At 68.8% G+C, this 26,314-nt stretch carries 20 protein-coding genes and 1 tRNA gene; 14 read left to right on the top strand and 7 right to left on the bottom strand.

Translation table 11 applies throughout. The features are described from left to right. The first annotated feature begins 9 nt into the window (after positions 1–9). The 4 genes from KF684_13010 (at position 10) to KF684_13025 (ending at position 3,883) form a co-directional block, all read left to right on the top strand. Entirely contained in the window at positions 10–744 is a 735-nt protein-coding gene (locus tag KF684_13010) for a type II secretion system protein (GenBank protein ID MBX3353846.1), read from the top strand. A 53-nt stretch (positions 745–797) separates the two neighbouring features. After that, entirely contained in the window at positions 798–1,169 is a 372-nt protein-coding gene (locus KF684_13015) for a hypothetical protein (protein ID MBX3353847.1), read from the top strand. Between the two features lie 127 nt (positions 1,170–1,296). After that, positions 1,297–2,082, top strand: a complete 786-nt coding sequence (locus KF684_13020) for a hypothetical protein (GenBank protein MBX3353848.1) — start codon at positions 1,297–1,299, stop codon at positions 2,080–2,082. A 67-nt stretch (positions 2,083–2,149) separates the two neighbouring features. Further along, positions 2,150–3,883, top strand: a complete 1,734-nt coding sequence (locus KF684_13025) for a hypothetical protein (protein ID MBX3353849.1) — start codon at positions 2,150–2,152, stop codon at positions 3,881–3,883. 9 nt (positions 3,884–3,892) lie between these two features. Here the strand turns inward: KF684_13025 and KF684_13030 are convergent, their stop codons facing one another. Beyond that, positions 3,893–4,324: an HIT family protein gene (locus KF684_13030; GenBank protein MBX3353850.1), complete on the bottom strand. Its 432-nt coding sequence runs from the start codon at positions 4,322–4,324 to the stop codon at positions 3,893–3,895. Between the two features lie 65 nt (positions 4,325–4,389). On the opposite strand from KF684_13030, the gene mutL reads away from it, so the two are divergent. From mutL to KF684_13050, 4 genes are all read left to right on the top strand, one after another. Then, the gene (mutL, locus tag KF684_13035; GenBank protein ID MBX3353851.1) at positions 4,390–6,216 is read left to right on the top strand and encodes a DNA mismatch repair endonuclease MutL; all 1,827 of its coding nucleotides are present in this window, start codon (positions 4,390–4,392) and stop codon (positions 6,214–6,216) included. A gap of 78 nt (positions 6,217–6,294) precedes the next feature. After that, entirely contained in the window at positions 6,295–7,203 is a 909-nt protein-coding gene (locus KF684_13040) for a hypothetical protein (protein ID MBX3353852.1), read from the top strand. 32 nt (positions 7,204–7,235) lie between these two features. Then, positions 7,236–8,078 carry a hypothetical protein gene (locus KF684_13045; GenBank protein MBX3353853.1) on the top strand — a complete coding sequence of 281 codons (843 nt, stop codon included), beginning with the start codon at positions 7,236–7,238 and terminating at the stop codon, positions 8,076–8,078. A gap of 82 nt (positions 8,079–8,160) precedes the next feature. Further along, positions 8,161–9,069 carry a hypothetical protein gene (locus tag KF684_13050; protein ID MBX3353854.1) on the top strand — a complete coding sequence of 303 codons (909 nt, stop codon included), beginning with the start codon at positions 8,161–8,163 and terminating at the stop codon, positions 9,067–9,069. A gap of 9 nt (positions 9,070–9,078) precedes the next feature. Here the strand turns inward: KF684_13050 and rlmN are convergent, their stop codons facing one another. Beyond that, positions 9,079–10,254: a 23S rRNA (adenine(2503)-C(2))-methyltransferase RlmN gene (rlmN, locus tag KF684_13055; GenBank protein MBX3353855.1), complete on the bottom strand. Its 1,176-nt coding sequence runs from the start codon at positions 10,252–10,254 to the stop codon at positions 9,079–9,081. A gap of 200 nt (positions 10,255–10,454) precedes the next feature. On the opposite strand from rlmN, the gene KF684_13060 reads away from it, so the two are divergent. From KF684_13060 to KF684_13075, 4 genes are all read left to right on the top strand, one after another. Further along, on the top strand, positions 10,455–14,135 hold the full coding sequence (locus tag KF684_13060; GenBank protein ID MBX3353856.1) for a S8 family serine peptidase: 3,681 nt from the start codon (positions 10,455–10,457) through the stop codon (positions 14,133–14,135). Between the two features lie 144 nt (positions 14,136–14,279). Beyond that, complete coding sequence (locus KF684_13065) at positions 14,280–14,555, top strand: hypothetical protein (protein ID MBX3353857.1); 276 nt, start codon at positions 14,280–14,282, stop codon at positions 14,553–14,555. Between the two features lie 111 nt (positions 14,556–14,666). Next, positions 14,667–14,737 (top strand) — tRNA-Gln (locus tag KF684_13070). A gap of 346 nt (positions 14,738–15,083) precedes the next feature. Continuing rightward, positions 15,084–15,830: a PAS domain-containing protein gene (locus KF684_13075; protein ID MBX3353858.1), complete on the top strand. Its 747-nt coding sequence runs from the start codon at positions 15,084–15,086 to the stop codon at positions 15,828–15,830. Positions 15,831–15,890: 60 nt separating this feature from the next. On the opposite strand, the gene KF684_13080 is transcribed toward KF684_13075, so the two are convergent. From KF684_13080 to metG, 4 genes are read right to left on the bottom strand one after another with little or no spacing between them, the layout of a single operon-like run. Further along, on the bottom strand, positions 15,891–16,856 hold the full coding sequence (locus KF684_13080) for a D-glycerate dehydrogenase (GenBank protein ID MBX3353859.1): 966 nt from the start codon (positions 16,854–16,856) through the stop codon (positions 15,891–15,893). Then, positions 16,853–18,175 (bottom strand): amidohydrolase family protein, encoded by a 1,323-nt coding sequence (locus KF684_13085; GenBank protein ID MBX3353860.1) that lies wholly within the window; start codon positions 18,173–18,175, stop codon positions 16,853–16,855. Before KF684_13085 ends, KF684_13080 begins: the two co-directional genes overlap by 4 nt. Continuing rightward, positions 18,172–18,855, bottom strand: coding sequence for a hypothetical protein (locus tag KF684_13090; GenBank protein MBX3353861.1), 684 nt, complete (start codon positions 18,853–18,855; stop codon positions 18,172–18,174). The genes KF684_13085 and KF684_13090 overlap by 4 nt, the downstream gene beginning before the upstream one ends. A gap of 1 nt (position 18,856) precedes the next feature. Beyond that, on the bottom strand, positions 18,857–20,476 hold the full coding sequence (gene metG, locus KF684_13095; GenBank protein MBX3353862.1) for a methionine--tRNA ligase: 1,620 nt from the start codon (positions 20,474–20,476) through the stop codon (positions 18,857–18,859). A 289-nt stretch (positions 20,477–20,765) separates the two neighbouring features. On the opposite strand from metG, the gene KF684_13100 reads away from it, so the two are divergent. Together KF684_13100 and KF684_13105 are read left to right on the top strand one after the other, a co-directional pair. After that, positions 20,766–22,658: a hypothetical protein gene (locus KF684_13100; GenBank protein ID MBX3353863.1), complete on the top strand. Its 1,893-nt coding sequence runs from the start codon at positions 20,766–20,768 to the stop codon at positions 22,656–22,658. Positions 22,659–22,685: 27 nt separating this feature from the next. Next, positions 22,686–25,331 (top strand): hypothetical protein, encoded by a 2,646-nt coding sequence (locus KF684_13105; protein MBX3353864.1) that lies wholly within the window; start codon positions 22,686–22,688, stop codon positions 25,329–25,331. A gap of 15 nt (positions 25,332–25,346) precedes the next feature. Here the strand turns inward: KF684_13105 and KF684_13110 are convergent, their stop codons facing one another. Next, positions 25,347–26,207: a hypothetical protein gene (locus KF684_13110; GenBank protein MBX3353865.1), complete on the bottom strand. Its 861-nt coding sequence runs from the start codon at positions 26,205–26,207 to the stop codon at positions 25,347–25,349. Positions 26,208–26,314 lie beyond the last annotated feature (107 nt).

A 26,314-nucleotide genomic window follows, 5' to 3' on the forward strand; every position in this document is an offset into this window, starting at 1 on the left:
GGAACCGCCATGCGCCGCGCGCTCACGCTCATCGAGGTGCTCGTCGCGATCGGCGTGATCGGGCTGCTCATCGCCCTGCTGACGCCCGCGCTCGTCGGTGCGCGCTCCCTCGCGCTCGAAGCGGTGAGTCTCAACAACGCGCGCCAGTGCTGGTCTGTGGTCGAGCAATACGCCGACGCCAACCAGAACGCCTACCCGCGCTGCAGGCCCAACACTCCCTACGGCCCGCCGGGCATGGGTGGCATCGGGTCGTCCACCGAGGTCGGCGCGTCGTACCTCACGACGGCGCACTGGTACGCCGTCGTACGCGACATCGCGCCGTTCCACGAGTTCCGCCCCGTGTTCACGAGCCCCGGGCGCACAGACCCAGAGAACTCCGGCTTCATCGCGAGTTACTTCTTCATGCCCGCCTTCACGGTCAAGGGCACGGTCTGGACGCCCGCGGCACAGTCGATGCCGCCCGAGCGCCTCGCCGAGTTCGCCACCGAGGTCCGGCGCTCCGAGGTCGCGTTCCCCGCGACGAAGGTCGGCATGTACGACTGGCATACCTCGTACCTGCGCAAACGCCCGCCACTGGTCGACGGCATGCCGACCCACAAGACCCCCATGGTCTTCGCCGACGGGCACGCCGAGTCCCTCAACCCCCAGAACGCGAGCGACCCCCACCCCAACGCGCACCTCCCCGAAGAGCGACCCCGGCGCCTCCACGACACCGCCGCGGGGGCGCAGGGGCGCGATTACTGATGTCGCGCTTCGCCGTCCCGACTCTCCGCCTGCGGCATTCTCGTCAACCGCTCATGCGGTTCTCCGGTGCGCTGCTCTCGGCATTCGTCCCCTTCGTGATTGTCTGCGTCGTAACTCTCCCTCTCTCACATCATCTGAGTGATCGCTACCCGTGGCTGCTTCCTGCGCTCGCGATCACACAATTCACGCTCATTTTCGTCATGTGCGCTGCCCTCGCCGTCGGCTCGTGGGTCGCGCTGCGCACGCCCCTGGAGACCCACGCCCTCGCCGCCGAGCCCGACCGGCGCGACCGCGCCACGCTCCGCCCCCTGCCCCCCGTCACGCCCCGGTACTGGTTCGCGTGGGGCGCGCTCGGCGTCCTCGGCGCGCTCGCGGCCGTCGGCGCGATCGTCTACTTCGTCGTCGAACTGCGCACGCTGGCGTGACACCCACCGCCGAGAGGCGTTCGGGGGCTCTTCCGGGGCATCCGGGGGCTTTGCCCTCAGAAAGTTCTTGACCCGGCGCCCCGATTCCGGGACAGTGGCTCCGTCCCCGGGGGCCAAGGAACCCGTCATGCGCCACGCGATCGCTTCGTTCACGCTCCTCCTCGCCGCCTGCTCCGCGTCGGCGCACGCGCAGTCGTTCAACATCGAGTTCGGCGATCCCGCGTCGTCGCCCTCGTCGTCGTACGCCGCCGCCGGGCTGCCGGGGGTGTGGAACACCTTCCAGGTGATGCCCTTCGGCGAGCGCCAACCCCTGGTCGACCTGCAGGGGAACGCCGTCGCCGCCAAGATCTACAACATCGGGGGCACGGGCCTTATTTCCGCGCCCAACGCCGGCGCGAGCGCCGACGACGCCAACCTCCTCAACGACGCCCTCACCAGCCAGAACAACCCGCTCGACGCGTGCATCTTCTTCCAGGACATGCTCAACGGCGACTACGAGGTCACCCTCTACGCCATCACCCCGGCGCAGCCCTCGTCCATCAACCGCGTCAGCGTCGACTTCGCCACCCCCGGCCCTACCTTCATCGGCGGCGCCTGGCCCGGCGCGCACGAAGAGGGCGTCACCTTCGCCCGCTTCCTCGTCACCGTCACCGACGGACGCATGGGCATGCACTCGGGCGTCCCCGGCTCGTCGGTCCTCTCCTCGCTCAACGGCATCCAGATCCGGCGAATCGTCGACTGCCCCGGCGACACGAACGGCGACGCCGTGGTCAACTTCGCCGACCTCAACGCGGTGCTCAGCGCGTTCGGCCAGAGCGGCCCGGGCCTCCCCGGCGACGTGAACGACGACGGCGTCGTGAACTTCGCCGACCTGAACATGGTGCTGGCGAACTTCGGGGCGTCGTGCGACTGAGCGAAGGTCACTGAGCACGGCTCGCCCGATCCCGTCCCATAGACTCTTTCCCCCCGAGGAATCCCGCATGCAGCGCTTATTCCTGTCAGCATTGCTCGGCGGCACAATCTTGTTCACCTCGGGGTTCGCCATCGCGTCGTGGCTTGAGCCACCGTCCGAGCGCCGGTCGTTCGCGCCCCCGCTCGGCGACCAGACGCCGCGGGTGATCACCGCGGACCCCGCGCTCGGCGAAGAAGGCATCGGGATCGGCATGGTCATCAGCGACGGCCTGCTTCTCGCGAGGGCGACGCGGCCCAGCGCATCGCCGTCGAGCTGGATAGCGCTCTTTCGCAGAGTCGAGAATGACTGGGTCCGCATCGGCGAGGTGCACCCTCCGGCGCAGACAACAACCTTCGCGAGTTCCTTCGTGGTGTCGCCGGGGGGACTGCTGGCGCGGAGCCAGTTCGGACAGTCGAACCGCCTGCAGATCTTCGAGCGCGATGGCGACTCATTGACTTTCCTCTCGGTGCTCCCGCTGCCGCCGGTTGCCACCCTGGACTTCGGGCGCGCCGCGGCGGTGTCGGACGATCTCTCGCTCATCGCGATCGGGGATCCTGCGTTCTTCGGCTCGCGGGGGCGCTTGTGCATTTACGAACGAGACGGGAACTCCTTTACCCTCAAGGAAACCATCTCGCATCCTCTGGCGACGCAGCCCGACTCGCGGTTCGGGTGGCCCGTGGCGATCGATGGGGACCGCGTCCTCGTCGGCAGCCGCATCGCGCAGAATGTTCCGCACCCGATCGCTGGAGCGATCCATGTCTACGAGCGGGTCGACGGCGTCTGGACCGAAGTGGGCCAGATCACCTCCCCCGCGGGCCAGGTGACCGCGCTGGATGCGCCGGCGCTCCTGGCGATCGCCGGAGATGACATGGTGGTGTCGTCGCCGGACCAGAACTTCACGACGGTCGGCGCCCCGGAGTTGCGCGGATTCGGGTCGGTGCTCGCGCTCCGCCGGATCAACGGCGAATGGTCGCAGCCACAATTCATCAGGCCCCTCGACCCTCTGCCCAACCCTCAGCAGTTCGGAAACCAGTTCGGGCACGCGATCGCGATCCACGACGATTCGATGTTCATCAAGCATGAATCGATGCAGCCCGGGGTGTCCGCCAGCGTGCTGCGCTACAGACGCGGCGCCGATCGATGGATGCAGGCCGAGCGGCTCGACATCACGGCGCAGAACCCGAGCACCCTTCTCGCGCATCTCGCCGCCGGCGAGAGCGGTCTCGCTGTCAGCGGCTTGCCCGGTTTCGGCCCCGCGATCGTCTGGATGTTCGAAACGCCGGTGGCCCCCGCCTTGCCCTCCGGCTTCGCGCTCGTCTCGCCGCCCGACGGGGCCCTCGCCCCCAGGGGCGCCCAGACCTTCACATGGACGCAGCCCTTCGAGGCCGAAACCGCCGTGCTGAGGATCGCGCGCGACGCCGGATTCACCGATATCGTCGTGTCGCTGCCACTCCACGCGACCGAACTTCACGCCTCGGTGATGACCGCGGGGCTGCCCCCGGGAGAGCGGCTGTTCTGGAGCGTCTTCGCGGGGAACGACCTCGGAGAGACGAGCGCGGGCAACGGTCCCAGATCGTTCGTCACCCTCCCGGCCGGCGACGCCAACGGGGATTGCGCCGTGAACTTCGCCGACCTGAACACCGTGCTCAGCGCCTTCGGCCAGAGCGGCCCGGGCCTCCCCGGCGACGTGAACGACGACGGCGTCGTGAACTTCGCGGACCTGAACATGGTGCTGGCGAACTTCGGGGCGTCGTGCGACTGACTCGTCGCCTCACACCGCCTGCGAAATCGCCCTCGCCAGCGCCGCCGCGTCGTCCTTGTGGAGCGTCCCGGCCTGCCAGTGCAGCGCCAGCCCCTCCCCCTTGGCGGCGCGCTTGCTCCCGTCGTACTTGGGGATGATGTGGAAGTGCACATGGAACACCGCCTGGTGCGCCATCTCGCCGTTGTTCTGCAAGAGGTTGTATTCCTTCGCCCCCGTCGCCCTCATCACGGCGCGGCAGAGGCGGGGCAGCGCCCGACCCAGGGCCGCGGCCGAGTCGTCGCTCAGCGCGTCCATCGTGGCGGCGGGCTCTTTGGGGATCACCAGCGTGTGCCCCTCGCTCAGCGGGCCGATGTCGAGGAACGCGAAGACATGGTCGTCCTCGTAGACCTTGTGACAGGGGACCTCGCCGCGCAGGATCTTGCCGAAAATCGTGTCCGCCATGGCGTGAGAGTGTAGGGAATCGGCGCTCTTTCGGGTCGCCCGCCGGGCGCCGTAGACTCTGGCCGATGCCCCCGCCGCCCCCGGTTCATGCCGAGCCCCCGACCAGAGAGATCCGCGCGCTCCCGGCGCTGGTGGTCAACCAGATCGCCGCGGGCGAGGTCGTCGAGCGCCCCTCGTCGGTGGTGAAGGAACTCCTCGAAAACGCCCTCGACGCCGGCGCGACGCGCATCGTCGTCGAACTCGAGCAGGGAGGCGTCGAACTCGTCCGCGTCGTCGACGACGGCTGCGGCGTGCCCGCCGAGCAGGCCCGGCTCATGCTCGCGCCCCACGCCACCAGCAAGGTCCGCGACATCCACGACCTCGACGCCATCGCCACCATGGGCTTCCGGGGAGAGGCCATCGCCTCTATCTGCTCGGTCTCGCGCATGACGATCAGGAGCCGGCCCGCCGGCAGCGTCGGTGGCTGGTCGATCGACGCGTCGGGCGATCAGATCGGCGAACCCACGCCCTGCTCGGCGCCCTTCGGCACGAGCGTGAGCGTGCGCACGCTGTTCTTCAACACCCCGGCGCGGCGCAAGTTCCTGCGCACCGTCGCGACCGAGCAGACACGCTGCGCCGAGGTCGTGCGCGACGCGGCACTCGCGCACGCGCAGGTCGGCTTCACCCTGCGCATCCTGAGCGAGACCGCCGAGCCCAGGACGGTGTTCGAGTACCCGCCCAACCAGTCGCCGCGCGAGCGCGTGCTCGAGGTGCTGGGACGCGAGCATGATTCGCAACTCCTCGAGATCAGCGCCGACACCTTCGACGACGCGCGCGGCGTCGCGCTGTGGGGCCTCATCGGGCTGCCCTCGATCGCGCGCTCGACCGCGCGCGCCCAGCATGTGTTCGTCAACGGGCGCCCGATCCGCGACCGAACCATCCAGCACGCGCTCGCCGAGGCGTACCGGGGGCTCGTCGAGCCCGGCAAGTACCCGACCGCGGTGCTGCTGCTGGAGATGAGCCCGGCGGGCGTCGATGTGAATGTCCACCCCACCAAGAGCGAAGTGCGCTTCCGCGATTCGTCGCTGGTGCACCAGACGGTGTACCGCGCGTGCCGCGACGCGCTGCGCGCGAAGGATTTGACGCCGGTGTGGGAGTGGAAGAAGCGGGTTGGAGAGGAAAGCGAAGAGCCCTCCCCCTCCCCCCTCCCGGCCCCCGGAGCGGGAGGGGAGCAGTCGCTGGACTCCTCGATCGCTGACGATGCTGCGCCGGTTGCTGCCGGCGCAGAGACGAAGCCGTTCGCGCAGCGTGAACAGATGCCGGCGCCGCGCCCGGTCGACCGCATCCTGCAGGTGCACAACTCGTACCTCGTGACGCAGGACGAGGACGGGCTGATCATCATCGATCAGCACGCGCTGCACGAGCGCGCGATGTTCGAGAAACTCCTCGCGCGCGTGACCGAGAAGGGCTCGCTCGAATCGCAGCGCCTGCTGACGCCGGTGGTCGTCGAGGTCGGCGCGCACCAGATGGGCAAACTCGACGACCTGCAGGGCGTGCTCACGAAACTCGGCGTCGAAGCCAACGCCATCGGGCACGCGTCGGTCGCGATCCAGGCGTTCCCCTCCTTCCTCTTCGAGCGCGGCGTCGAGGCGGGGGAGTTCCTGCTCGACCTCTTCGACAAGGCCGACGCGCGAGGGCTGGCGGCGGGCAAGGAAGAGGCCCTGCACGAGGTGCTCGACATGATGGCGTGCAAGGCCGCGATCAAGGCGGGCGACAAACTCAGCGAGACCGAACTGACCGAGATGCTCTCCCTGCGCGAGCGCGTGGAGCGCTCGAGCAACTGCCCCCACGGGCGCCCGACGACGATCCGCGTGCCGATCCGGGAACTGGAGAAGCGGTTCGGGAGGGGGTGAAATCTCTGGGCACGGCGGCCTGCCCGCTGTATATTGGGCTTCGCCCCGTTCTAGCAGCCGTCGACTTCGAACCGCGGTATGGACCACGCACACGCACGAGACATCGCGACCCGCGCCGAAAAGGTGCGACCGAGCCTCGACGGTTCCGGGGCACTGCGATTGACGACTCTTGTCGGTATCCTGATCGCTCTCACAGTGTTCACGATCTCTGCGGCTCTCCGCCCGTGGTTTCTCGACCGCGGCGTTTCAACACAGAGCCTGGAGATGTATCCCGGGATGTTCGTGGTGCTCGCGGCGGTCGTTGTGTTCACGGTGTTCAACCGCCGCAACCGCAGGCGCCTCCACGAGGCGCGTGAGACGATGCTCTGTCCTCACTGCCGCGCCGTGCTTCGCGAGGACGGGCCCGCGCACTGGCAGGCATGCGATGACACGGCGCGCGTCTGTCAGTCGTGCAAAGAGACGATCACGGACGAGCTATACGCGGCCGCCGCGCTGCCAACGCTCCCAGGCGAACTTTGGCGAAGGGCGGGCCGGAGGCCGGGGTGGATCATCGTGTCCATGATACTGCCGGCGCTCTATTTCGGCTTCTGGATCGCATTTCGGCCGGCGTCGGACTGGCTTGAACGCCGTGGGCACGAAAGCCCGGACGCTCTCCTCTTCCTACTCGTGCTTCCCATCACGGCGGTCGTGATGTCGATCGCCCTGCTGACAACGCTGCGTTTCAAACGAAGCGTCAACCTCGCCGCCGCGCGATGGCTGGATGCTCCCTTCTGCCCGGCGTGTGACACGCCTTTCCCGGAGGGATCGCTCGACTCGCCGATCCTCCGCTGCGAATCGTGCGACACGCGGATGTCGACCGCCGTCGGGACATTTGAATCACTGGCGGCGCGGGCCGTAGTGGGTCCGTCAACGCCTGTCCCTTGGCCGCGGGGCCACTCAACCCAGCCGCGCCCGCCATCGCAGTCTGGTGACAGCCATTCGCGGTAAGACCAGATCCGATCACCGGGAGGGATCCGACCTTGGACCTACAGCACGCACGCAGCATCGCGACTCGCGCGGATTCGATCCGCTCCGCGCTCGACTCGACGGTGATGACGCCCCGTCGCTACGCCATCTTCCTGGTGTACATCGTGGTGTTCTGCGTTGCCTATCAAGCGCTCGCCGGCGTCCTGCGTCACTGGGGCCTTTCCGTCTCGGCCTCGATGTGGGCGGCGATGGTCCCGGCGATCATCTGGGCGTTGTTCACCCGTCGCTGGCTGCGTGCCCGGCGTGCGGCGCAGACGCGCGGCGTCACGGACAAGATGCTCTGCCCGCGCTGCCGCTACATCCTGCGCGAGGACGGGCCGGCGCACTGGCAGACCCGTGACTCGGCGATCCGCGTCTGCCCGGAGTGCGCGAACGCGGTTTCGGAGGATGTCTACGCCGCGGCGACGCTCCCCGCGCTGCGTGCGCGGCTGCGCGTGAAGCACCAGCGATCGCTCCGGGGGATCGTCACGGGCCTGTGGCCGCTTGCGGTGTTCTTCGGAGGCATGCTCGCGCTCGCGCCGCTGGGGCGTTTCCTGGAACGCCTCGGGCTCGCCGGCTCGAACCAGATCTTTGTGTGGGGCATGCTCGTGGTCTTCCTGACCTTCGGCGCCGGGCTGATCTATACCCTGCCGCGCGCCCATCGCTTCCCCGATGCCAGGACGGCGCGGTGGCTCGACGCCCCGTTCTGCGTCGAGTGCGACGCCCCCTTCCCGCCGGACGCCCTCGATTCGCCGATCCTCCGGTGCGCGTCGTGCGACGCAATGCTGTCGACCGCCGTGGCGATCCGGGACTCGAACCTGGCCCGGGCGGACGCCCGCCTCTTCCCGGCGCGCTGATTCTCCTTGGCGCACCGCTCCGTGTTGGTATGCTGACGCTGAGCCGAGGGGGCTGTCGTGGTCAGCCCGGGAGGGATCGACGATGGATATCAGAGAAGCGAGACTCATCGTGGAGCGAGCGGACGCGATGAGCGCGCTCTTCGCGCCGCGCTCCGCTGTTGTGGCCTGGACCTGGCGCTCCGTGGGCGCATCCTTCGGGCTGGCGCTCGTGATGCTCGCGACGGTCATTCTTCTGCTCACGCTTCTGTTCATGCTTCAACCGGGCCCGGTGATGACCGTCGTGATGCTCGCGCTGGTGCTGAGCGTGCCGGTCGCGGCGGCGCTGGGGAATGTGCACTGGGTCCGACGCGTCCGCGAGCGGGAGCGCGTGCTCTACGCGGCGCGCGTGGAGTGCCCCCGCTGCGGGCGCACCCTGCGCAACGACGGGCCTTCGTCCTGGTCGACCTGCGACGCGACGGAGCGCGTCTGCCCCGCGTGCGGCACCTCGGTCACCGACGACGCCTACGCCGCCGCGGTCCTGTTGAAGCCACGCGACACGATCTACCGACGCGCGACGATCAGTCCCCTCGCACTCTCGGTGTACCTGATCCCGCTCGCGATACTGCAAGGCCCGCTGTTCATTTTTTACGGCGCTTTGTCGCCCTCGCTCGCCGATCCGTCGAAAGAGAATGTCGCCGCCATGGAGCGAACGCTCGATTGGCTGCCGATCGTCATCCTGCCAGCGGGGGCGGTGAGCATCGCGATGTTTCTCACGATCCCGCTCCTGCTGAGACATCATGCCCGGCGCACGGCCCGCGCCTGGTTCGACGCGCCGCGCTGCCTGCGATGTCGGTACGCGCTCGGCGCCATCGATCGCGGGGCGTCCCTGCTTCGCTGCCGCTGCTGCGGGGAGCGATACTCCGTGGCGCAGGTCGTCCTCGACGAGGCGGACGAGCGGGCGGGGGTGCGCTGGTCAATGTTCCAGTTGCAGGCGAGGGCGCGGCCGAACTGATCGGCGCGTTTACGCCCGCGCCTTCTCCGTCTCATGCCTCAACTGCCCGCACGCCGCCGCGATGTCGCGTCCGCGTGACTTGCGGATGTGCACATTCACGCCGCGCTGGCGCAGGATCTCCTGGAACTCGTGCACATCGGCGGTGTTGGGGCGTTCGAAGGGCATGCCCTTGACCTCGTTGTAGCGGATGAGGTTCACATTGGCCTGGCCCCCGGCCTCGTTCTTCATGCGCTTGACGAGGGTGACGAGTTGCATCGCGTGCTCGGGCTGGTCGTTCACGCCGCGGAGCAAGGTGTACTCGAGGGTGATCTCGCGCCCGGTCTTTTTGAACCACACCGAGCAGGCGTTGAGCAACTGCTCGATGCTTGTGAAGTTCGCCCAGGGGATAAGTTGGCGGCGGAGCGCGTCGTCGGGCGCGTGGAGCGAGAGCGCGAGGGTGACGGGCAGGTCGAACTCTCGCGCGAGTTTCTCGATCGCCTGGTGGAGCCCGACGGTCGAGATGGTGATCTTGCGCGCCGAGATGCCCAGCCCCCAGGGCGCCGCCATCGTGCGCACGGCGTGCGTGACGGCGGCGAAGTTCGCCAGCGGCTCGCCCATGCCCATGAACACGACATTGGTGATGCGCCCGACATCGGGCAGGCGCGAGAGTCGCCAGACCTGCTCGACGATGCGCCCGGCGGTCAGCGAGCCGTCGAGCCCGGACAGGCCCGACGCGCAGAACTTGCAGCCGACGGGGCAGCCGACCTGACTCGACACGCACGCCGTCTTGCGCGAGGGCGTGGGAATCATCACCGTTTCGGTCTGGCGCTTGGAGTCGGGCACCAGCCCCGGTCGGTACAGCGGCAGCGAGATCCCGGCGCCTGTCTTTTCCCCCTCCCCCCCCGCTCCCTGCTCCCCACTCCCTGCTCCCTCATCCCCATCCTCCCACTGGATCAGCAGCTTCTGCGTCCCATCGGTCGCCAACTGGTGACCGAGCACGGCGCCCGACAGGAAGGTCATCTCCGCCTTGAGGATGTCGCGATCCTTCTTCGAGAGGTTCGTCATCTCATCGGGATCGACGACGCCTTTCTGATAGACCCACTCGAGGATCTGGGCGGCGCGGAACGCGGGCATGCCGTGATCAACGCACCACTGCTTGAGGGTGTCGGGGGTGTGCTGGAAGATGTGGTCGTCGGGGTGGCGCACTGGGGAAGGATATGGAGGAACTGCCCGGTGTTCGCGGGCGTAGCGGACTGCCCCCGGCTCGGGCCGGCTTTGCGCGGTTTTCGTGCGTCGGGGCCCCACGCCCCTTGGCGCGTTCGCTACGCTGTTGTCAGTGCGCCGGGCGGAGTTTCGGCGTGGGAACAGGCGATCGATCTCTCCCAGAAGTTCTGGAGCGTTTCCGTATGGTCCGAGGTGCTTTCCGACTCGCCGCCGGCGCATGCCTGCTGAGCGTCCTGTTCGTCACGATGGCCCTGAGCCCGCTCGCGCGCGCGCAGGGCGCGATTCCCCCGTCGATGCGGGGCGATTCGCCCGTCGCCGCCGGCGGCGGGAACTCCCGCCCGGGCGATCTCGGCGGCGAGCCGGGCGTGGTCCCCATCGACGACGGGGGCGACCCGATCATCGCGCCCCCGCTCGTGCTCGGGTCTTCCACGACGCCCGCCCAGATCGCCGGCGTGGTGCACCATCGCCTGTCGGGCGCGCGCGTGCCCTTCCCGTATGTGCTGCCCGCCGGCACGACCCGTGACACGGCCCGCGAGCTGGGCCTGCTCCAGGGGCCCGGGCAGCCCATCGTGATGATCGGTCTCAACCGGCTCGTCGTCGGGTTCACCGACGACGCCACCACGGCGCAGGCCAGCGACATGCTGCGCCAGCGAGGCGTCTTCGGCACGGTCCGCGCGGTCCCCGGCCTGCGCAGCGTCTTCACGGTCGACACGCCCAGCGCCTACGGCGCGTTCCAGCGCGCCGACGCCCTCGCGAGCGACCCGGCATTCCGATACGTCCACGTCGACACCGTCGCGCAGCGCGCCCTCGCCGGCGTTGCGCCCGAGCTCACCGTTTCTCGCAACGGCATGCCCTTCGCGCCCGGCGCGACCATCAACTTCGGCGCCACCGACATCGGCACGCCCATCGATGTGCAGTTCACCGCGACCAACACCGGCGGGTCCGATCTCATCGTCGGAGGGCCCCTCCTCCCCAACGGATTCACGCTCGTCAGCCCCCTGCCGGTCACCATCGCGCCCGCCGCGAGCGCGAACTTCACCATCCGCCTCGAAGCCACGAGCGCCGGCTTCTTCACAGGCGACGCCGACATTCTCACCAACACGCCGGTGAACCCCTTCAGCTTCACCGTCGAGGGCACGGTGAACGCCCCCGTCGGCCCCGCCGCCCTGCGCGTCACGCTCGACGGCAGCGTCGTGAACAACTCCGGCACCGTCAACTTCGGCGTCACCACCCAGGGAAGCCCGATCACGAAGACCTTCACGCTCTTCAACACCGGCGGCGACCCCCTCACCGTCGGCACGGTCAGCGTCCCGGCCGGCTTCAACGTCACCCAGCAGCCCACCTCCCCGGTCGCCGGCGGCACGGGCACCACCTTCACCGTGGTTCTCCCGGCAACCACCGACGGCGCGTTCACCGGCGCCCTCACCTTCCTCACCAACGACAACACCAACAACCCCTTCGCCATCACGATCTCCGGCGTCGTCAACACCAGCAGCGGCGACGGCATCGACGACCCGCTCTTCCCCAACCAGTGGCACCTCGCCAACACCGGACAGGGCAACGGCACCGAGCTCGTCGACGTCGGCGTCGAACCCGCGTGGGAGATCACTCTGGGCAACGGGGTCATCGTCGCGCTCATGGACGACGGCACCCAGCCCGGACACCCCGACTACGCCCAGAACTTCCGCTCCTGCGACAACTGCATCAACTTCTTCGACTTTGATCTCTCCCTCAACCGAGGTCGCGGCAGCCACGGCACCGCCGTCGCGGGGCTCATCGCCGCCGTCGCCAACTCCCTGGGCGGACGCGGCGTCGCCCCCGAAGCGCTGATCATCCCGACCTCCTTCTATCAGCTCAACGGCAACGCCATGGCCGCCTCCGAGGTCGCCGCCAACTGGGCCGCCACCGCCACCGCGGACGCCGCCATCCACTCCAACTCCTGGGGCTATGTGCCCTCCACCTATCTCACCGACGTCGAACGCGACGCGATCGTCGACCTCACCGCCAACTCGCGCGGCGGGCGCGGCATGCTCTTCCTCTTCGCCACCGCCAACGGGGGCGTGCCCACGCTCTACGGCAGCGCGCTCGCCAGCATGGCCGAGACCGTCGGCGTCGGCGGCATGAACAACCGCGGCCAGCGCGCCCGCTTCGGCCCCGTCGCCGGCGCGAACTACGGCTTCGCCACCGACGTCGTCGGCCCCACCAACGGCGGCAGCCTGGGCATCACCACCACCGACGTCACCGCCGAGGGCGGCTACAACCCCGCCCCCTCCGACAACGGTGGCGACTTCACCGCCAGCTTCGGCGGAACCTCCGCCGCGACACCCATCGTCGCCGGCGTCGCGGCCCTCGCCGTCGCCGAGAACTCGGCCCTGCACGCCGATCAGGTCCGGCGCATCCTCCAGCACACCGCGAACCAGAACATCACGCGCACCGCGCTCTTCACCTTCGAGAACACCGGCTTCGGCGGTGCCTCGGGCTTCAGCGAGTCCTTCGGCTACGGGCTCGTCAACGCCGAGACCGCCGTCCTCGCCGCCCAGCGCGCGCTCGCCCAGAGCAACCTCACCTGGCCGGCGCCCGTCCCCACGATGACCGTCGCCCAGGGCGCCAACTCGACCACCGTCTCGTGGACCAACCCCCCCAGCGGCCCCAAGGGCGAGTTCTCCGGCACGCTCCTCGTGCGCTCCACGACCTCGTCCCTCTGGCGACCGGTCGACGGCGTGCAGTACGCCGCCGGCCAGATCCCGGCGTTCGGCGTCGAGATCCTCGCCGTCGGCTCGGGGACCTCGTTCGTCGACGACGAGGTCTCTCGCGCGAACAACGCCGTCTACTCCCTCTTCACCTTCAACGCGCAGCGCCGATACTCCTTCGGCGTGACGCGCCGCGTCGTGCGCATCGAACCCGTCTCGGTCTTCTTCGATGACTTCGAGAGCGTCCGTGGCTGGCAGTTCACCGGCGACTGGGAGCGCGGCGTCCCCGAGGAAGACTTCCTCTTCCTCGAGTTCCTCGACGGCGACTCCTTCCCGGTCGAGGTCATCCTCGCCACCCCGCCTCGCGTCCGCGGGTTCAACCGCGCACGCAGCGGCGAGAATGTCTTCGCGACCAACCTCATCGGCAACTACGCCAACGACACCGCCCACCACCTCTACTCGCCGGTCTTCGACCTGCGCAACACCAATTCCCAGTCTGTCTCCATGACCTTCTGGGAACTCCTCGAGATCGAGTCGGTCTTCAACGACCGCATCATCATCGAGATCGTCACGCCCAACATCAACGACCCCGTCGTCATCCGCACCCTGCGCAACGAGGTCCCGCCCAACAGCTACGAGTGGACGCCACGCTTCTACGACCTCACCCCCCAGCTCGGCACGCAGTTCCGGGTGCGGTTCACACTCCAGTCCGACATCGCCCCCGTCGGCAGACCCGGCTCGTTCCAGGGCTGGTTCCTCGAAGACTTCCGCATCGGCGCCACCGGCGGCACCATCCCCCCCATCGGCGGCGATTCGCGCATCCCCGGCCTCGTCCGGCTCCCGCCCCCCGGCGGCTTCGTCTTCGGCATGACCACCGTCCCTGTCTCGGCCTCCCCCGACATCAACGCCGACGGGAAGTACGACATGCAGGACGTGTCTGAGGTCCTCAAGCGTTACGGCGCCACCAAGTCAGACCGCCACTTCCTCGAGGCCGCCGACCTCAACGACGACGGCGTCATCGATCTTCAGGACCTTGTCCTCGTCTTCGCCGTCGCCAACGACCCGAGCTCCTACACGCCCATCGAGCGCCCGCTCGACGCGCCCGCCGACTACGACCCCACGCGACCGGGCCCCCGCCGCGGCGCATGGCTCCACGAGCTCCTGAACCGCTAAGCGCCAAGGTCGGCGCGCACGCCCGGCCCCGCGACAACCCGCACAACCGTTCCAGACGGCGGAGCCACCCGGCTCCGCCGCTTTCATGTCCGCGCGTCGTCCCGGGATGAGGCCGATAGCACCCCCGGCTCGAGGAGACACGCGATGAGCACTTCAGACAAGACATTCACCCAGGTCAAAGACATCCTGCGCAAGCTCGACCGCTCGATCGACGAGGCGCGAGAGAAGCGACTCTCCCACGACGAGCCGGTGAGCGCGAGCGCCGCGATCGGCGCCGCCCGACCGGGTCGCGACAGCGAAACACTGTCCCCGCCGCCGAACCGCGCCGAACCCACCAGAAGCTCCAACCCTGCCGGGGGCGGCGGCTCCGGAGGATCAGCAGGAGCGTCCGGAGGGGCCGGGGGCTGGATGTCACGCTGACAGGCGAGCCGGGGCGCCGGGGGCATCGGGGGCGCCGGGGGCGCCGGGGGCGTCGATCGCGCCCTTGACCCGTTGCCGCGCCGGAGAATCGGGCTACTATCCGGCAATCCTTGGGGATTGGTGTAACGGTAGCACGACTGACTCTGGCTCAGTTAGTCTAGGTTCAAATCCTAGATCCCCAGTTTCTGACACACCCGGAAGGGTCCCGAATCCGCTTTGCCGCCCGCCATCGTCGCGGGCGGTTTTTTGTTGGTTTCAACCATTTTCCGGCCGTCGCGGCAAATTCGGTAAAAATCCCTAATCGCGTTGCCGGATCGCCCACGAGTCTGCGCTCCTCACAGTAGGGAATGGCGGTCCGACCCCCGATGCTCGGCCCGATCGTGCCCGGGTTCACGCCCGGGCGGACTGACGCCTTTACCGCACCGCGTCCATGACGCGGGCGGGAGCGGCGGCGGCGTCTTTCGCGATTCACGCGCGGGGCGCTCCAGCAGATGGGTCAACGCCGGGGGAGAGGGATCGACCGTGTTCATGCAACGCCCAGGGCTCGCGAGCAGCCCGGACACGACGAAAGACGAAATGACGCCGGCCGAGTGGTCGGTCTGCTGGCAGGCCTTCACCAACGACGCGTCGTGCGCCGTGACCGTGATCGACGCTCAGGGCGTCGTTCACTACATGAATCAGTTCGGGCGCGACCTGATCGGCCTCAAGGCGCTTGACACGATCGAGGGCCGCAATCTCTCCGAGTTCATCCCGGGCCCCATCCACGACGCGCGCATGGCGCTGGTCTCGCGCGTGCTGCAGAACGGCAGCAGCATCGCCGTCCTGGGCGCGATCGCCGGGCTCTTCCGCCGAACGGTCTACCGCGCGCTCGACAACACGAAGGGGCACGAGCGCGTCCTCACCGTGTGCGTCCCGCTCTGCCAGCCCGTCGGGCTCGCCGACCTCGTCGGCCCGGAGCAGGTCTACTGCGAGATGTGTCTCGACCTCGGCGCGCTCTCCACCCTCACCGAACGCGAACTCCAGGTCCTCCGACTCATCGGGCTGGGCCTCTCCACCCACGAGATCGCCGAGCGCCTCCACCGCTCGAAGAAGACCATCGAGTGGCACCGCGTCTCGCTCGGCTCCAAGCTCAGCGCGACCAACCGCGTCGAACTCGCTCGCATGGCCATGCGCGCCGGCCTCACTTGGTTCGACGAGGAAGCCATCACGCACATCTGGCGCCGAGCGACCAAGTCCAACGGCAACCACCGGGCGGACCCCCACGACGACCGCTAAACCCCGGCGCCCCCCGGCCCCCCCCCGGCCCCGCCCGACGCACGGCACGCACGGGCGAACTCACCTGATCCGATTCGGCGCCCGCTCCCCGGCGAGCGCCGCTTTCACATTCCCGCTCACCATCTCCGTCATCAACTCCCGGTGCTTCCGCGACGCGCTCCCGATGTGCGGCGTCATCACCACATTCTTCAGCGCCTTCAACGCCTCCCCCGGGCGCGGCTCGAACTCATACACATCCAGGCCCGCGCCGAAGATCCAACCCTCTTGTAACGCACGCGCCAGCGCCGCCTCCTCGATCACCGGCCCTCGCGCGGTGTTCACGATCACCGCGTTCTTCTTCATCAGCCGCAGCCGGCGCTCATCGATCAGATGCCGCGTCTCCTTCGTCAGCGGCGTGTGCACGCTCACGAAATCCGCACGCCTGAGCCCCTCATCAAGGTCCACCCGCTCCGCGCCCAGGGGCGCGAGTTCGAACTCCACGTGGCGCGAGCGCGACACATACAGCGTGCGCATGCCCCAGCCGATGCCGCGCAGCGCCGTCGCGTAGCCGATCCGCCCCGCCCCCACGATCAGCAGCGTCTGCCCCGTCAGGTGCACGCCCAGGAAGTCGCTCATGCCGAGATACCCGTTCTTCGGGTACTCCTCGCTCCTCGCGTAGTCGTCCGCTTCCTTCAGGCGCCTCGCCGCCGCGAGCATCAGCAGGAACGCGATGTCCGCCGTGCCCTCGGTCACCGCGTCGGGCGTGTTGCACACGACTATCCCGCGGCGCTCGCATTCGTCCAGATCGATGTTGTCGAAGCCAACCGCGAAGTTGCAGACAACCTTCAGCTGATCGCCGGCCGCGTCGAGCGCCGCCGCGTCGATCGGGTCGTGGAACATGCTCACGAGCGCGTCGGGCGCGTGCTCGCGCAGGAACGCGTGCAGCGCGCCGGGCTCGCGCAGGCCCTCGTCGGGGCCGACCACGATCCGCGCGCCGGGGATCACCATCTCGCCCGGGTAGGGCCTCGTCACGACCACGGTCTTCATGTGTGATTCATCTCCAACGCGCCGGCCGCCGTGGGTCGGTGCAGCGACAGCGCGAGACGCTCGTCGATCGCGTGGCGCACCGACAGGGCCTCTCGCGCATCCATCCCCGGACGCCGACGCAGCGTCGACGCCGTCACATTGTCATCCACGCTCGGGGGCACGATCGGCGCGTCGCTCCCCAGCCAGATCAGCTCAGACGGGTCGCGTCCGCGCCGGCGCGCCGAATCGGCGATCTCTCCCAGCGGCAGCAGCCGATCGATCCGGTGCGGCAGATACCGGCGCAGCGCCTCGATATCCGGCAACAGGTGGCAGGGCTGGGGCGAGCACACCACATTCATCGCCGCGAAACGCTCGACATCCGCCTCATCCACGAACTCGCAATGCTCGACGCGCGCCATACGCCACGGCTCGTCTCGCCCGACGCGGAGCATCGACGGGTCCGCCTCCGCCAGCGCGTCCAGCCCCTCACGCACCGCGGCGTCGCCGATCGCGTGCATCGCGATGCCCAGCCCTCGCGCGTCGCAGAAGCGGATCGCGCCGACGATCTGCGCGCGGGACATCATCGCCACGCCGCGCGGGTGCTCGGGGATCGGCTCGCGGAACTCGTGCAGCATCCACGCCGTGCGGCTGTTGATCGTGCCATCCAGAAACAACTTCCCGCCCGCGACGCGCACGCGCCGCGCGTCCCACCGTGCGCTCGCCTCGATCATCGCGGCGAGTCGTTCGGGCAGCGCGTAGAGCCACACCGTCATCGCGCGCGCGTTCTCGTCGCCCCGCTCGACCAGCGCCGAGACCGCGTCGCCCAGCCACGGCTCGGCGAGCATGTCGTGCACCTCGACGAACCCGCGCGCGCGAAAGTCCGCCAGCGCGAGCGCCACCTGCCCCACGCGCGCCTCGAACGACGGTTTCGGGACCGCCTCCCACACCGGCCTGCACGCGTTCTCGAGCAGCACGCCGGTCGGCTCGCCCTCCGTGTCGCGCTCGATCACGCCCCCCGGGGGCGCCGGCGTCTCGCGCGTGATCCCCGCCAACGCCAGGGCGCGCTCGCTCGCGCTCAGCGAGTGATGGTCGAAACTCCGCACCACGCAGGGCCTGCCCCCGGACGCGTCATGCAGCTCATGCTTCGTGGGCCAGCGCCGCTCGCGCCAGCCCTCGAGCCTCGCGCACACGCACTCGACCCACTCGCCCTGCCGCTTCGTCGACGACGCCGCCGCGACGCGCCGAAGGCACTCCTCCAGCGACTCGCAGTCCGACAGATTCACGCACGACAGTTCGTACCCGTGCGCGTGGATGTGCACATGCGCGTCGCGGTACATCACGCGTCACCCCTCGCCAGCAGCGCGTCGATCTCGCGCTCGGCGCTCTCGCGATCGTGCGCCTCGTTCCCGAACGCCGCCAGCGTCACGCCCAGTTTGTGCCGGATCAGCAGCCCCGACGGGTTCGCCTCCACCGCGATCGCCCCGGTCAGGTCCGAACCCGTCGCGATCAGGCACGCCCGCGCCAGTCTCGCACGATCCGAGTTCGCGCGCTTCACCAGCTTCGGCTCCGACTCGTGCAACGCGCTGAACGATCGAAGCGCGTCGTCGTCCAGCACCTCTCGGCCCAGGCGAGCGCTCTCGGCGTCGAACGCCACCCAGGTCGCGTCGCCGCGCGGCGGCTCAAGATGCAGCATCAGCCAACGGTCGCGCAACTCTTCTTTCGGCGTCTCGAACCGTTCACGCAGGTCTGTCTCTTCCGGATCAACGACGCGCGGCGAGAGCAGCACCTGCAACGCCGTCTCGCTCTCGTCGGGCAGGAACAGCACGAAGTGCGTCGCGCCGTCGGCGCTGAACTCGGCCCCGGCGCTCAGCAGCGTCGTGGGCAGCGGGACCGCCACCACGCCCGTGCGAGGGCACACCGCGAACCCCGTCTTGTGCGGGATCTCGCCGCACATCAGCACGCCGCGACGGTTCGACCGCCACGCGAGCAGCGCCGGGCTGGTGGCTTCGCGCGCGTCCATCTCACTCGCCCTCGTGCGCAATCGGCGCGGGGATATCCGCCTTCGGATCCGCGCGCGGGAACAGCGCCTCGCCCTTGACGATCGGCGTCCCGGGCGACAGCACGCCCCAGCGCGCCAACTCGTCGAACGGCTTCGCGCCCGGCTCGAACCCCATGCGCGACCACATCTCGCCGATCTTGTCGGGCATCGCCGCGAACAGCCCCAGCGACGCGACGCGCAGCGCCTCGACGCAGTGATAGAGGATCGCGCCGAGTTCATCGCGGCGCGCCTCGTCCTTCGCGACCTTGAACGGCTCGGTCGCGTTGATGTACCCGTCGACCTTCCTCGCCAGCCCCATCGACGAGTTCAGCGCATCCCCCAGCCGGTGCTGCGCGAAGAAGTGTTTCGTCTGCTCGACATGCTCGCGCGCCAGCGCCGGCCAGTCGTGCCCGGCGTGGCTCGTCACGCCCTTCGCGTCGGGGACCTTCCCGTCGAAGTACTTCGCGATCATGTTGCTCACGCGCGAGAACGCGTTGCCGATGCCGTTGGCCAGGTCCGCGTTGTAGACCTCGACGAACCGCGCGTGCGCGAAGTCCGAATCCGTCGCGCCCAGCGGGCCCTGCGTCGCCAGGAACCAGCGCAGCGCGTCGCGCGAGTACGCGGCGCAGTACCCCCGGATCGTCGGCAGGTCGAGGAAGTTCCCCAGCGACTTGCTCATCTTCCGACCCTCGCGGATCCAGTACGAGTGCGCCAGCACCGTCTCGGGCAGCGGCTCGCGCAGCGCCATCAGCATCGAGGGCCAGATCACCGCGTGGAACCACACGATGTCCTTGGCCATCAGGTGCGTCGCCGGGGCGTTGCCGCCCTCCATCTCGCTCCAGAACTCGCGCCGGTCCTCCGTATCAACCGCGCTCAGATAGTTGAACAGCGCGTCGATCCACACATAGACCCGGTGCCCCGCGTCGCCGGGCATGCGGATGCCCCACACCTCGCCCGTCGGGTCCTCGACGGCCCGCGTGATCGGCACGTCCTGCAGACCCTCGCGGATGCGCCCCAGGATCTCGTTCCGGCGCGCGTCGGGCTGGATGAACCCCGGGTTCCGCTCGATGTGCTCGCGCAGCCGATCCCCGTACGCGCTCAACTTAAAGAAGTAGTTCTGCTCGCGCCGCTTCACCAGTTCGCGACCCGTCACCGGGCTCTTGTACCCGTGCTCGCGCGCCGTCGACTCGGTGACGTACTCCTCCTGCGACGCGTCCCACCACCCCTCGTAGTGCCCGAGGAACACGTCCCCCGTCGCCTGGAGCCGACCGATGTACTCCACCACCTTCTCGGTGTGGCGCTTCTCCGTCGTGCGGATGAAGTCGTCGTTCGAGAACCCCATCTCGTGGAACGCCGCCTTGAACGCCGCGGCGTTGCGGTCCGCCCACTGCAGGGGCGTCACGCCGTGCGCCTTCGCCGAGTCCACCACCTTGTCGGCGTGCTCGTCGGTCCCGGTCAGGAAGAAGACATCATCCCCGCACAGGCGCCGGTACCGGGCCAATACATCGCCCAGCAGCGTGGTGTAGACATGCCCGATGTGGGGCCGGTCGTTCACGTAGTAAATCGGGGTGGTGATGTAGCACGGCGGGCGTCGGTTGGGCATCGCCGGCGATTGTAGGGACCGCCATCCCCCTCCACGCCCTCTCCCGACGCCCCAACCCCGCCAAAACACAACCAGCGGCGCATCACTGGGACGCGCCGCCGGCTCTCGTGGGGGGCTTTGGACGAGGCCGGTCTCCCGACCTCGCGATGCGCAACGCGCCCGCCACCCCCGTCTATTCCCAGGGCGGGAAGTTTTCGGAACTTTCCTTTGCACTCCCCCCGCTTCCGAGGTACACCTTGAGGGATCAGTCGCGGCCTTTCCCCCCGCGACGCCACTCAAGGGGCTGCTCATGCGCCATCCCGCACTGCTTGTCGCTCTCGCCGGCATCGTTGCCTCGCCGTCGTTCGCCCAGCCCCTCGCGCCCGCCGGGTCGATCGCCGACGCCGCGGTCCCCCTCGCCGAACGCGCGCAGACTCAGGGCGCCGCCTCGCTCCGGGGCGCCGTGTTTCCCCCCGGGTCGATCATCACGATGCGAGACGAACTGGAGAACTTCCCTGTGGGCGTGTCGCTCGGGGGCCTTGGGGTCGACGCCGCCCCGACCTCCTTCACCGGGCCCGACGGGTTCGACTGGGGGCTCAACACCCTGCGAGGGCAGACCAGTATCAATTTCGTCCAGGTCGTCGATCTCTCCGGCTCACCGACCGGCGGCAACGCGACTCGGGCAATCCGTCTGCGCACCGCCGCGGCGCAGGCGCCCTACAGCTTCTTCCTCGGCGCGAATATCCGATGGGCCTCTTCGCTGATCCCCACCGCCGGTGCGAACGCGCGCGTATCGGCCGATCACTTCGTCAGCACGATCGCCGAACGCTACACCTACGAGCCGCGCTCGGTGCTGACCGGGTTCATCATCCATCGCGTCATGTGGGGCGGGGAATGCATCGAGATCTTTCCGGGCGACTGCGCGGCTGTCGGGCTGCCGATCGGGCCTCTCACCGTGCTGAGTGTGCTTGCGTGGAACCCGCTGATCGGTCAGCAGGAACTCGTCCCTACGCGGTACTGCGTCACGCGCGACGGCGTCCCCATCCCGGGATGCACGCCGCCATCGGGCGCCCAGGTCGGCGACGCCGTCAGCACGCCCGTCGGCTCGTGGTTCCGCCTCATCACCGAGACGACGGCGGACCACCGCTTCACGATCGCGATCGACGCGCTCGACGGCGGAGGCGAAGTCCTGATCTATGAAGACGCCCTCGTCCAGTCGAATCTTCTCGACTCGATCGCGTGGAACTCCTCGTTCGGCGCGAGCAACGCGATCATGCTCCTCGACACCATCGAGGCGTCGGGCCCGCCGCTGCAACCCCCGGTCCCCCCGGCGCTCGAATGCCCGTACCTCGACGATCTCGAGTGGCTCGACAACTTCCCGGTCATCCAGCAGCAGCAGGACAGGTGGACGGCCGCCCCGACTTCGGGCCTGCTCGTCGTGCCGGACGACGCCCAGGGCGGGGTGCTCCTCCAGACGAATACCGTCTTCCCCAACAACCAGCACCGGCGCGAGTTCGCCACGGAATTGCCCCGCGAGCACGCCACCCTCGCCAACGACCTCGTCGTCTCCTTCGACGCGCGCTTCGACGGGAACGCCGTCCGCGCCTTCGCGCTCCTCGACGGCGACCAGACCATCGCCCGCCTCTTCCGCGGCCACGAAGACCGAACCACCCCCGGCGCCCCCGTGTACACGCCCTCGCTCTTCGTGCAGACCAACCGCTGGTTCAACCCCGTCGACGACTCGCCAGCAGACCCCGACGCCGTCAACCCCGTGGTCGGCGTCGATATCGAAGACACCGGCGTGATCGTGCCGCAGAACGGGCAGTACCACACGATCACGCTGCGCCTCGCCGCCAGCGGCGCGCTGCGCGTGTATGTGAACGACGCGCTCGCCTACGCCGGCCCCGCCGCCTTCGGCCCGTCGTTCGACGCCCTCGCCTTCGAATCCGAGAACAACGCGTCGTCCCCCGGCTCCGAGCTGCGTATCGACGATGTCCGCATGGCCTGCGACGCGCCCTCCTGCGCGACCGACTTCGACTTCGACGGCATGACCGGCTTCGCCGACCTGAACGCCGCCCTCGGGAACTTCGGCGTCGTGCAGTTCGTGCCCGGCTTCCTCCCCGGAGACGCCAACGGCGACAGCACGGTCGACTTCGCCGACCTCAACGCGATCCTGGCCGCGTTCGGGACATCCTGCGACTGAATCACGACCGTATACCAAGGGGCTCCCATGCGGACATTCATTCTTGCGCTGACCGCGCTTCCGCTCTGCACACTGTGCGCGTCTGCGCAGCCGCTCGTGCGCCAGTCGCTGACGGATCTGCGAGTGCCGATCGAATCTCCCGGCGCGTCGCCCAGGCAGAACGGGCCGTTCCCGCCGGGATCCATCATCACGATGCGCGACGAGCTCGAGAACTTCCCCGTCGATGTGTCCATCGGCGGCATGGGAGTCAGCGCGGCGCCGACATCGTTCACGGGACCGGACGGCTTCGGCTGGGGTTTGAACACCGTCCGAGGTCAAGGCAATGTCGCCTTCGCGCGCGTCGTCGATCTCACAGGCGCACCGATCGGCGGCAACGCGACACAGGCGATCCGGCTCACCACCGCCGCGGCGCAGGCGCCGGGCGGGTTCTTCACCGGCGCGAACCTGAGCTGGGGCTCCCCGATCGAGCCCGTCGCGGGCGCCAACGCCCGCGCATCGAGCGAACTCTATATTAGCACGATCGCTGAGCAGTACACCTTCGAAACCGCCGCGGCATTCACCGGGTTCATCACCAGTCGAGCGATCTGGGGCGGCACATGCGTCGAGGTGCAACCCGGTGACTGCACCGATCAAGGACTCCCGAATGGTCCGCTGACAACTATCTACCTGCTCAGCCCGGAGTTCATCGGGCTGTTCTCGCCGGCGAGGTACTGCCGGGACTTCCAAGGCTTCACCATCCCGGGCTGCACGCCGCCAGCCGGGTCGGTGATCGGCGGACTGGTCCCGCCGCCGATCGGCGTGTGGTCACGCTGGATCCTTGAGACCTCCGCCGATCTGCGCGTGACCTATCTGCTCGACCTCCTCGACGGCAACGGCGAGGTCATCATCCATCGCGGCTACCCGCTCGTGGGGCTGGCGATCGACCGGGTCGGTTTCAACAGCGCCTACGAGTCTCAGGGCGCCTTCCTGCTGGCGGACAACATCGAGGCATCCGGGCCGCTCCGTATGATCCCAAAGCCGCCCGCGCTCGACTGCCCGTATCTCGATGACCTCAACTGGATGAACGCCGGCCCGTTGCGCGGTCAGTCGACTCGCTGGTTCGACGCGCTCTCCTCCGCCGCGACCGTGTTCGAACGCTCGCCCGGCGATCAAGCCATCCGCCAGATCAACAATGTCTCATCCGACAACAAGCACCGCGTCGAGATGACGAGCACGCTGCCCAACTCGTACGCGCTGCCCGGTGATCCGTGGACCTTCTGCGTCGATGTCGCCACCACGGGACAGACCGTGCGCGCGATCACGCTCGACTCCGAAGCGACAAATTACATCTTCGGGGGCGTCACGGCGCGCGTCTTCCTCGGACGCGCCGACCTGAGCGTGCCGAACAACCCGGCCTTTGACCCGACCGTGTATGTCCAGGTCGACCCGTGGTACGACCCCATCGACGACCCGTTCACGACGACCCCCTACGACAACGCGCCCACGCCCGGGGTCGAGATCGTCTCCACCGGCTATCAGTGGGTCGCCGACGACGCCATGCGCACTCTCTGCTTCACAATCGAGAACGATCGTTCGATGACGATCTCCGTTGAAGGCGTCGAGATCTATTCCGGCGTCGCCTTCGCCAACGCCGCACAAATCGTGCGGTTCGAGTCGGAGAACAACTCCTTCGGCTGGAACTCACGCATGGAGCTCGACAACCTCTCGTACGCGTGCCTGCCTCTGCCCGTGGTCACGCTGCCGGACCTCACCTCCCCCATCTTTGACGACTTCGCGTGGGGCGTCGCCAACGTCCCCCCTTCCCGTCACATCGACGACCCGATCGGCAGCCCGCTCGCGTCAACACGGTTCACGAGCGCCAACGGCGTCGTGACGGACGGCCAAGGTGGCGTTGTCATGGCCAATGTCTTCCGCGACACCGTGCATTTCGTCCCGCCGCTCCCCCCGGGCGCGAGCGACGCAAATCTGTTCGCGCAGTTCTCGGCGCGGACCCCCTCGCTGCCCGGCGGGTCCGGCTCGGGGTGGACCGTCGTCGCCGAGTTCGAATCGTCCGAGTGGGGTGTCACCTCGCGCGGGTGGTCGCCTCTGCAGACGCGACCGGGGGGCGGGTTCTCGCCGATCGGCTATCTCTGGCACCTCGCGCCCAACGACACCTTCTACCTCTTCGGTCGACAGGAAGGCGCCACGCAGCCCGGCGCGCAGCAGTTCGTGGTGATCCAGGGCCCCACGCGAGCCGCGCTCGGGCTCGTCGCCGGCGAGCCGTACGCCGCGCGCGTGCAATACGACCCCGACGCCGACCGCCTCGACTGGTTCGTGAACGATCAGCCCGTCGGCTCGACCTTCCCGCTGCTCGACACCAGCCCGATCACCCAAGTGGTCTATGCGGCACGAAACCTCGACGCGTTCGTCGTGTGGAGCGGCGACGACGAAACCGCGCCGACTGACCCGCCCTCAACCCTCACCCTCCGATCGATGCGCGTGTTCGCCGGCGACGCGCCCTGCCCCGGCGACACGAACTCCGACGGCGTGGTGAACTTCATCGACCTCAACGCCGTGCTCTCGACCTACGGCCAGGCCGGCGCCGATCTTCCCGCAGACATCAACGCCGACGGCGTCGTGAACTTCGCCGACCTCAACGCGATCCTCGCGGCGTTCGGGACATCCTGCGACTGAGCCCGGCGGCGCGCCTCACGCCCTGCTGCTGGCGATCGCCTTGCGCAGGGGCTGGAGGATCAGCGGCAGGATCTTCTCGTCGGTCAGCGCCTCGGCGCGCTCGGTCAGCGCCGCGAACCAGGCGGGCAGGTCGTCGACGCTCTTGAGCGGGGCGCGACGGCGCAGCGTCAGGAAGACGGTGATCGGCTCGTCGTCGCTTTCCTCGGCGTCGTCGTCGAAGGAAGACGATGCGTCGAACTCGATTGTGTCGTCGTCGCTCAGGCGGTCGAAGGACCCCATCGACTCGCGCGCGGCGTGGGGGCCGGCCTTGGTCTTCAGCTCGAGGAACGCCTCGGTGTCGAGCGCGCGCCCGAAGGCAAGGCCCAGCACGGGCTGGATGTCGATGGGCTCGGCGCCCTCGATCTCGGCGAAGCGCGCGAGCGGGCTGTCGCCCAGCAGCGCCTCGGCCACGATGCGGTTGTGGTTGCCCGCCGCCTCCAGCTCGAAAGCGAAGACGACTTCCAGTTGCTCGACATCCAGGGGGTTGATGCCCAAGTAGAAGGGCGAGGTCTCGAGCACGAGCCGGTGCAGCGCGTACGCCCCGGCGCCCCCGGTGAGGGAGCGCGGGTTGACGGCGCCCGAGCGGACGGAGCGCCGGCGCAGGGCGACCCACTCCTCGGCCTCGACGCCGGCCGAGCCCCCGGCGCCCGGGAGGGCGCGCGATTCGAGGGCGACCTCCCCGTCGTAGCGCTTGAAGCGTTCGAGGGCGGGGCGCTGCTTGCGAAGGCGTTCAAAGAAGGACAGGACCGGCTCGCGCTGGGCGGGCAGGTTCATGGTCGTGGTGAGTTTCTGGGTGATCGTGAAGCCCGAACACAGGGCGCCGTAGGAGGTGGCCATGGGGCGAAACCTCGAGAAGTGGGGCTGCCCGGGTTCGGGAGATGGTCGGAGGCGTCTCCCGAGCCGCGTGGCCCGCCCGTCGTACGGAAAGACTCTACGCGGCGTTC

This window comes from Phycisphaeraceae bacterium, from assembly GCA_019636675.1.
Taxonomy (GTDB): Bacteria; Planctomycetota; Phycisphaerae; order Phycisphaerales; family UBA1924; genus JAHBXC01.

What these genes read in the sequence shown, in the direction of transcription:
- KF684_13100 (MBX3353863.1), top strand. Translation starts at nt 20,766, where the DNA reads ATGCGCCATCCCGCACTGCTTGTCGCTCTCGCCGGCATCGTTGCCTCG.
- KF684_13040 (MBX3353852.1), top strand. Translation starts at nt 6,295, where the DNA reads ATGGACCACGCACACGCACGAGACATCGCGACCCGCGCCGAAAAGGTG.
- KF684_13050 (MBX3353854.1), top strand. Translation starts at nt 8,161, where the DNA reads ATGGATATCAGAGAAGCGAGACTCATCGTGGAGCGAGCGGACGCGATG.
- KF684_13060 (MBX3353856.1), top strand. Translation starts at nt 10,455, where the DNA reads ATGGTCCGAGGTGCTTTCCGACTCGCCGCCGGCGCATGCCTGCTGAGC.
- metG (MBX3353862.1), bottom strand. Translation starts at nt 20,476, where the DNA reads ATGCCCAACCGACGCCCGCCGTGCTACATCACCACCCCGATTTACTAC.
- KF684_13025 (MBX3353849.1), top strand. Translation starts at nt 2,150, where the DNA reads ATGCAGCGCTTATTCCTGTCAGCATTGCTCGGCGGCACAATCTTGTTC.
- KF684_13015 (MBX3353847.1), top strand. Translation starts at nt 798, where the DNA reads ATGCGGTTCTCCGGTGCGCTGCTCTCGGCATTCGTCCCCTTCGTGATT.
- KF684_13080 (MBX3353859.1), bottom strand. Translation starts at nt 16,856, where the DNA reads ATGAAGACCGTGGTCGTGACGAGGCCCTACCCGGGCGAGATGGTGATC.
- KF684_13020 (MBX3353848.1), top strand. Translation starts at nt 1,297, where the DNA reads ATGCGCCACGCGATCGCTTCGTTCACGCTCCTCCTCGCCGCCTGCTCC.
- KF684_13090 (MBX3353861.1), bottom strand. Translation starts at nt 18,855, where the DNA reads ATGGACGCGCGCGAAGCCACCAGCCCGGCGCTGCTCGCGTGGCGGTCG.
- KF684_13010 (MBX3353846.1), top strand. Translation starts at nt 10, where the DNA reads ATGCGCCGCGCGCTCACGCTCATCGAGGTGCTCGTCGCGATCGGCGTG.
- KF684_13110 (MBX3353865.1), bottom strand. Translation starts at nt 26,207, where the DNA reads ATGGCCACCTCCTACGGCGCCCTGTGTTCGGGCTTCACGATCACCCAG.
- KF684_13030 (MBX3353850.1), bottom strand. Translation starts at nt 4,324, where the DNA reads ATGGCGGACACGATTTTCGGCAAGATCCTGCGCGGCGAGGTCCCCTGT.
- KF684_13075 (MBX3353858.1), top strand. Translation starts at nt 15,084, where the DNA reads ATGCAACGCCCAGGGCTCGCGAGCAGCCCGGACACGACGAAAGACGAA.
- KF684_13065 (MBX3353857.1), top strand. Translation starts at nt 14,280, where the DNA reads ATGAGCACTTCAGACAAGACATTCACCCAGGTCAAAGACATCCTGCGC.
- mutL (MBX3353851.1), top strand. Translation starts at nt 4,390, where the DNA reads ATGCCCCCGCCGCCCCCGGTTCATGCCGAGCCCCCGACCAGAGAGATC.
- KF684_13105 (MBX3353864.1), top strand. Translation starts at nt 22,686, where the DNA reads ATGCGGACATTCATTCTTGCGCTGACCGCGCTTCCGCTCTGCACACTG.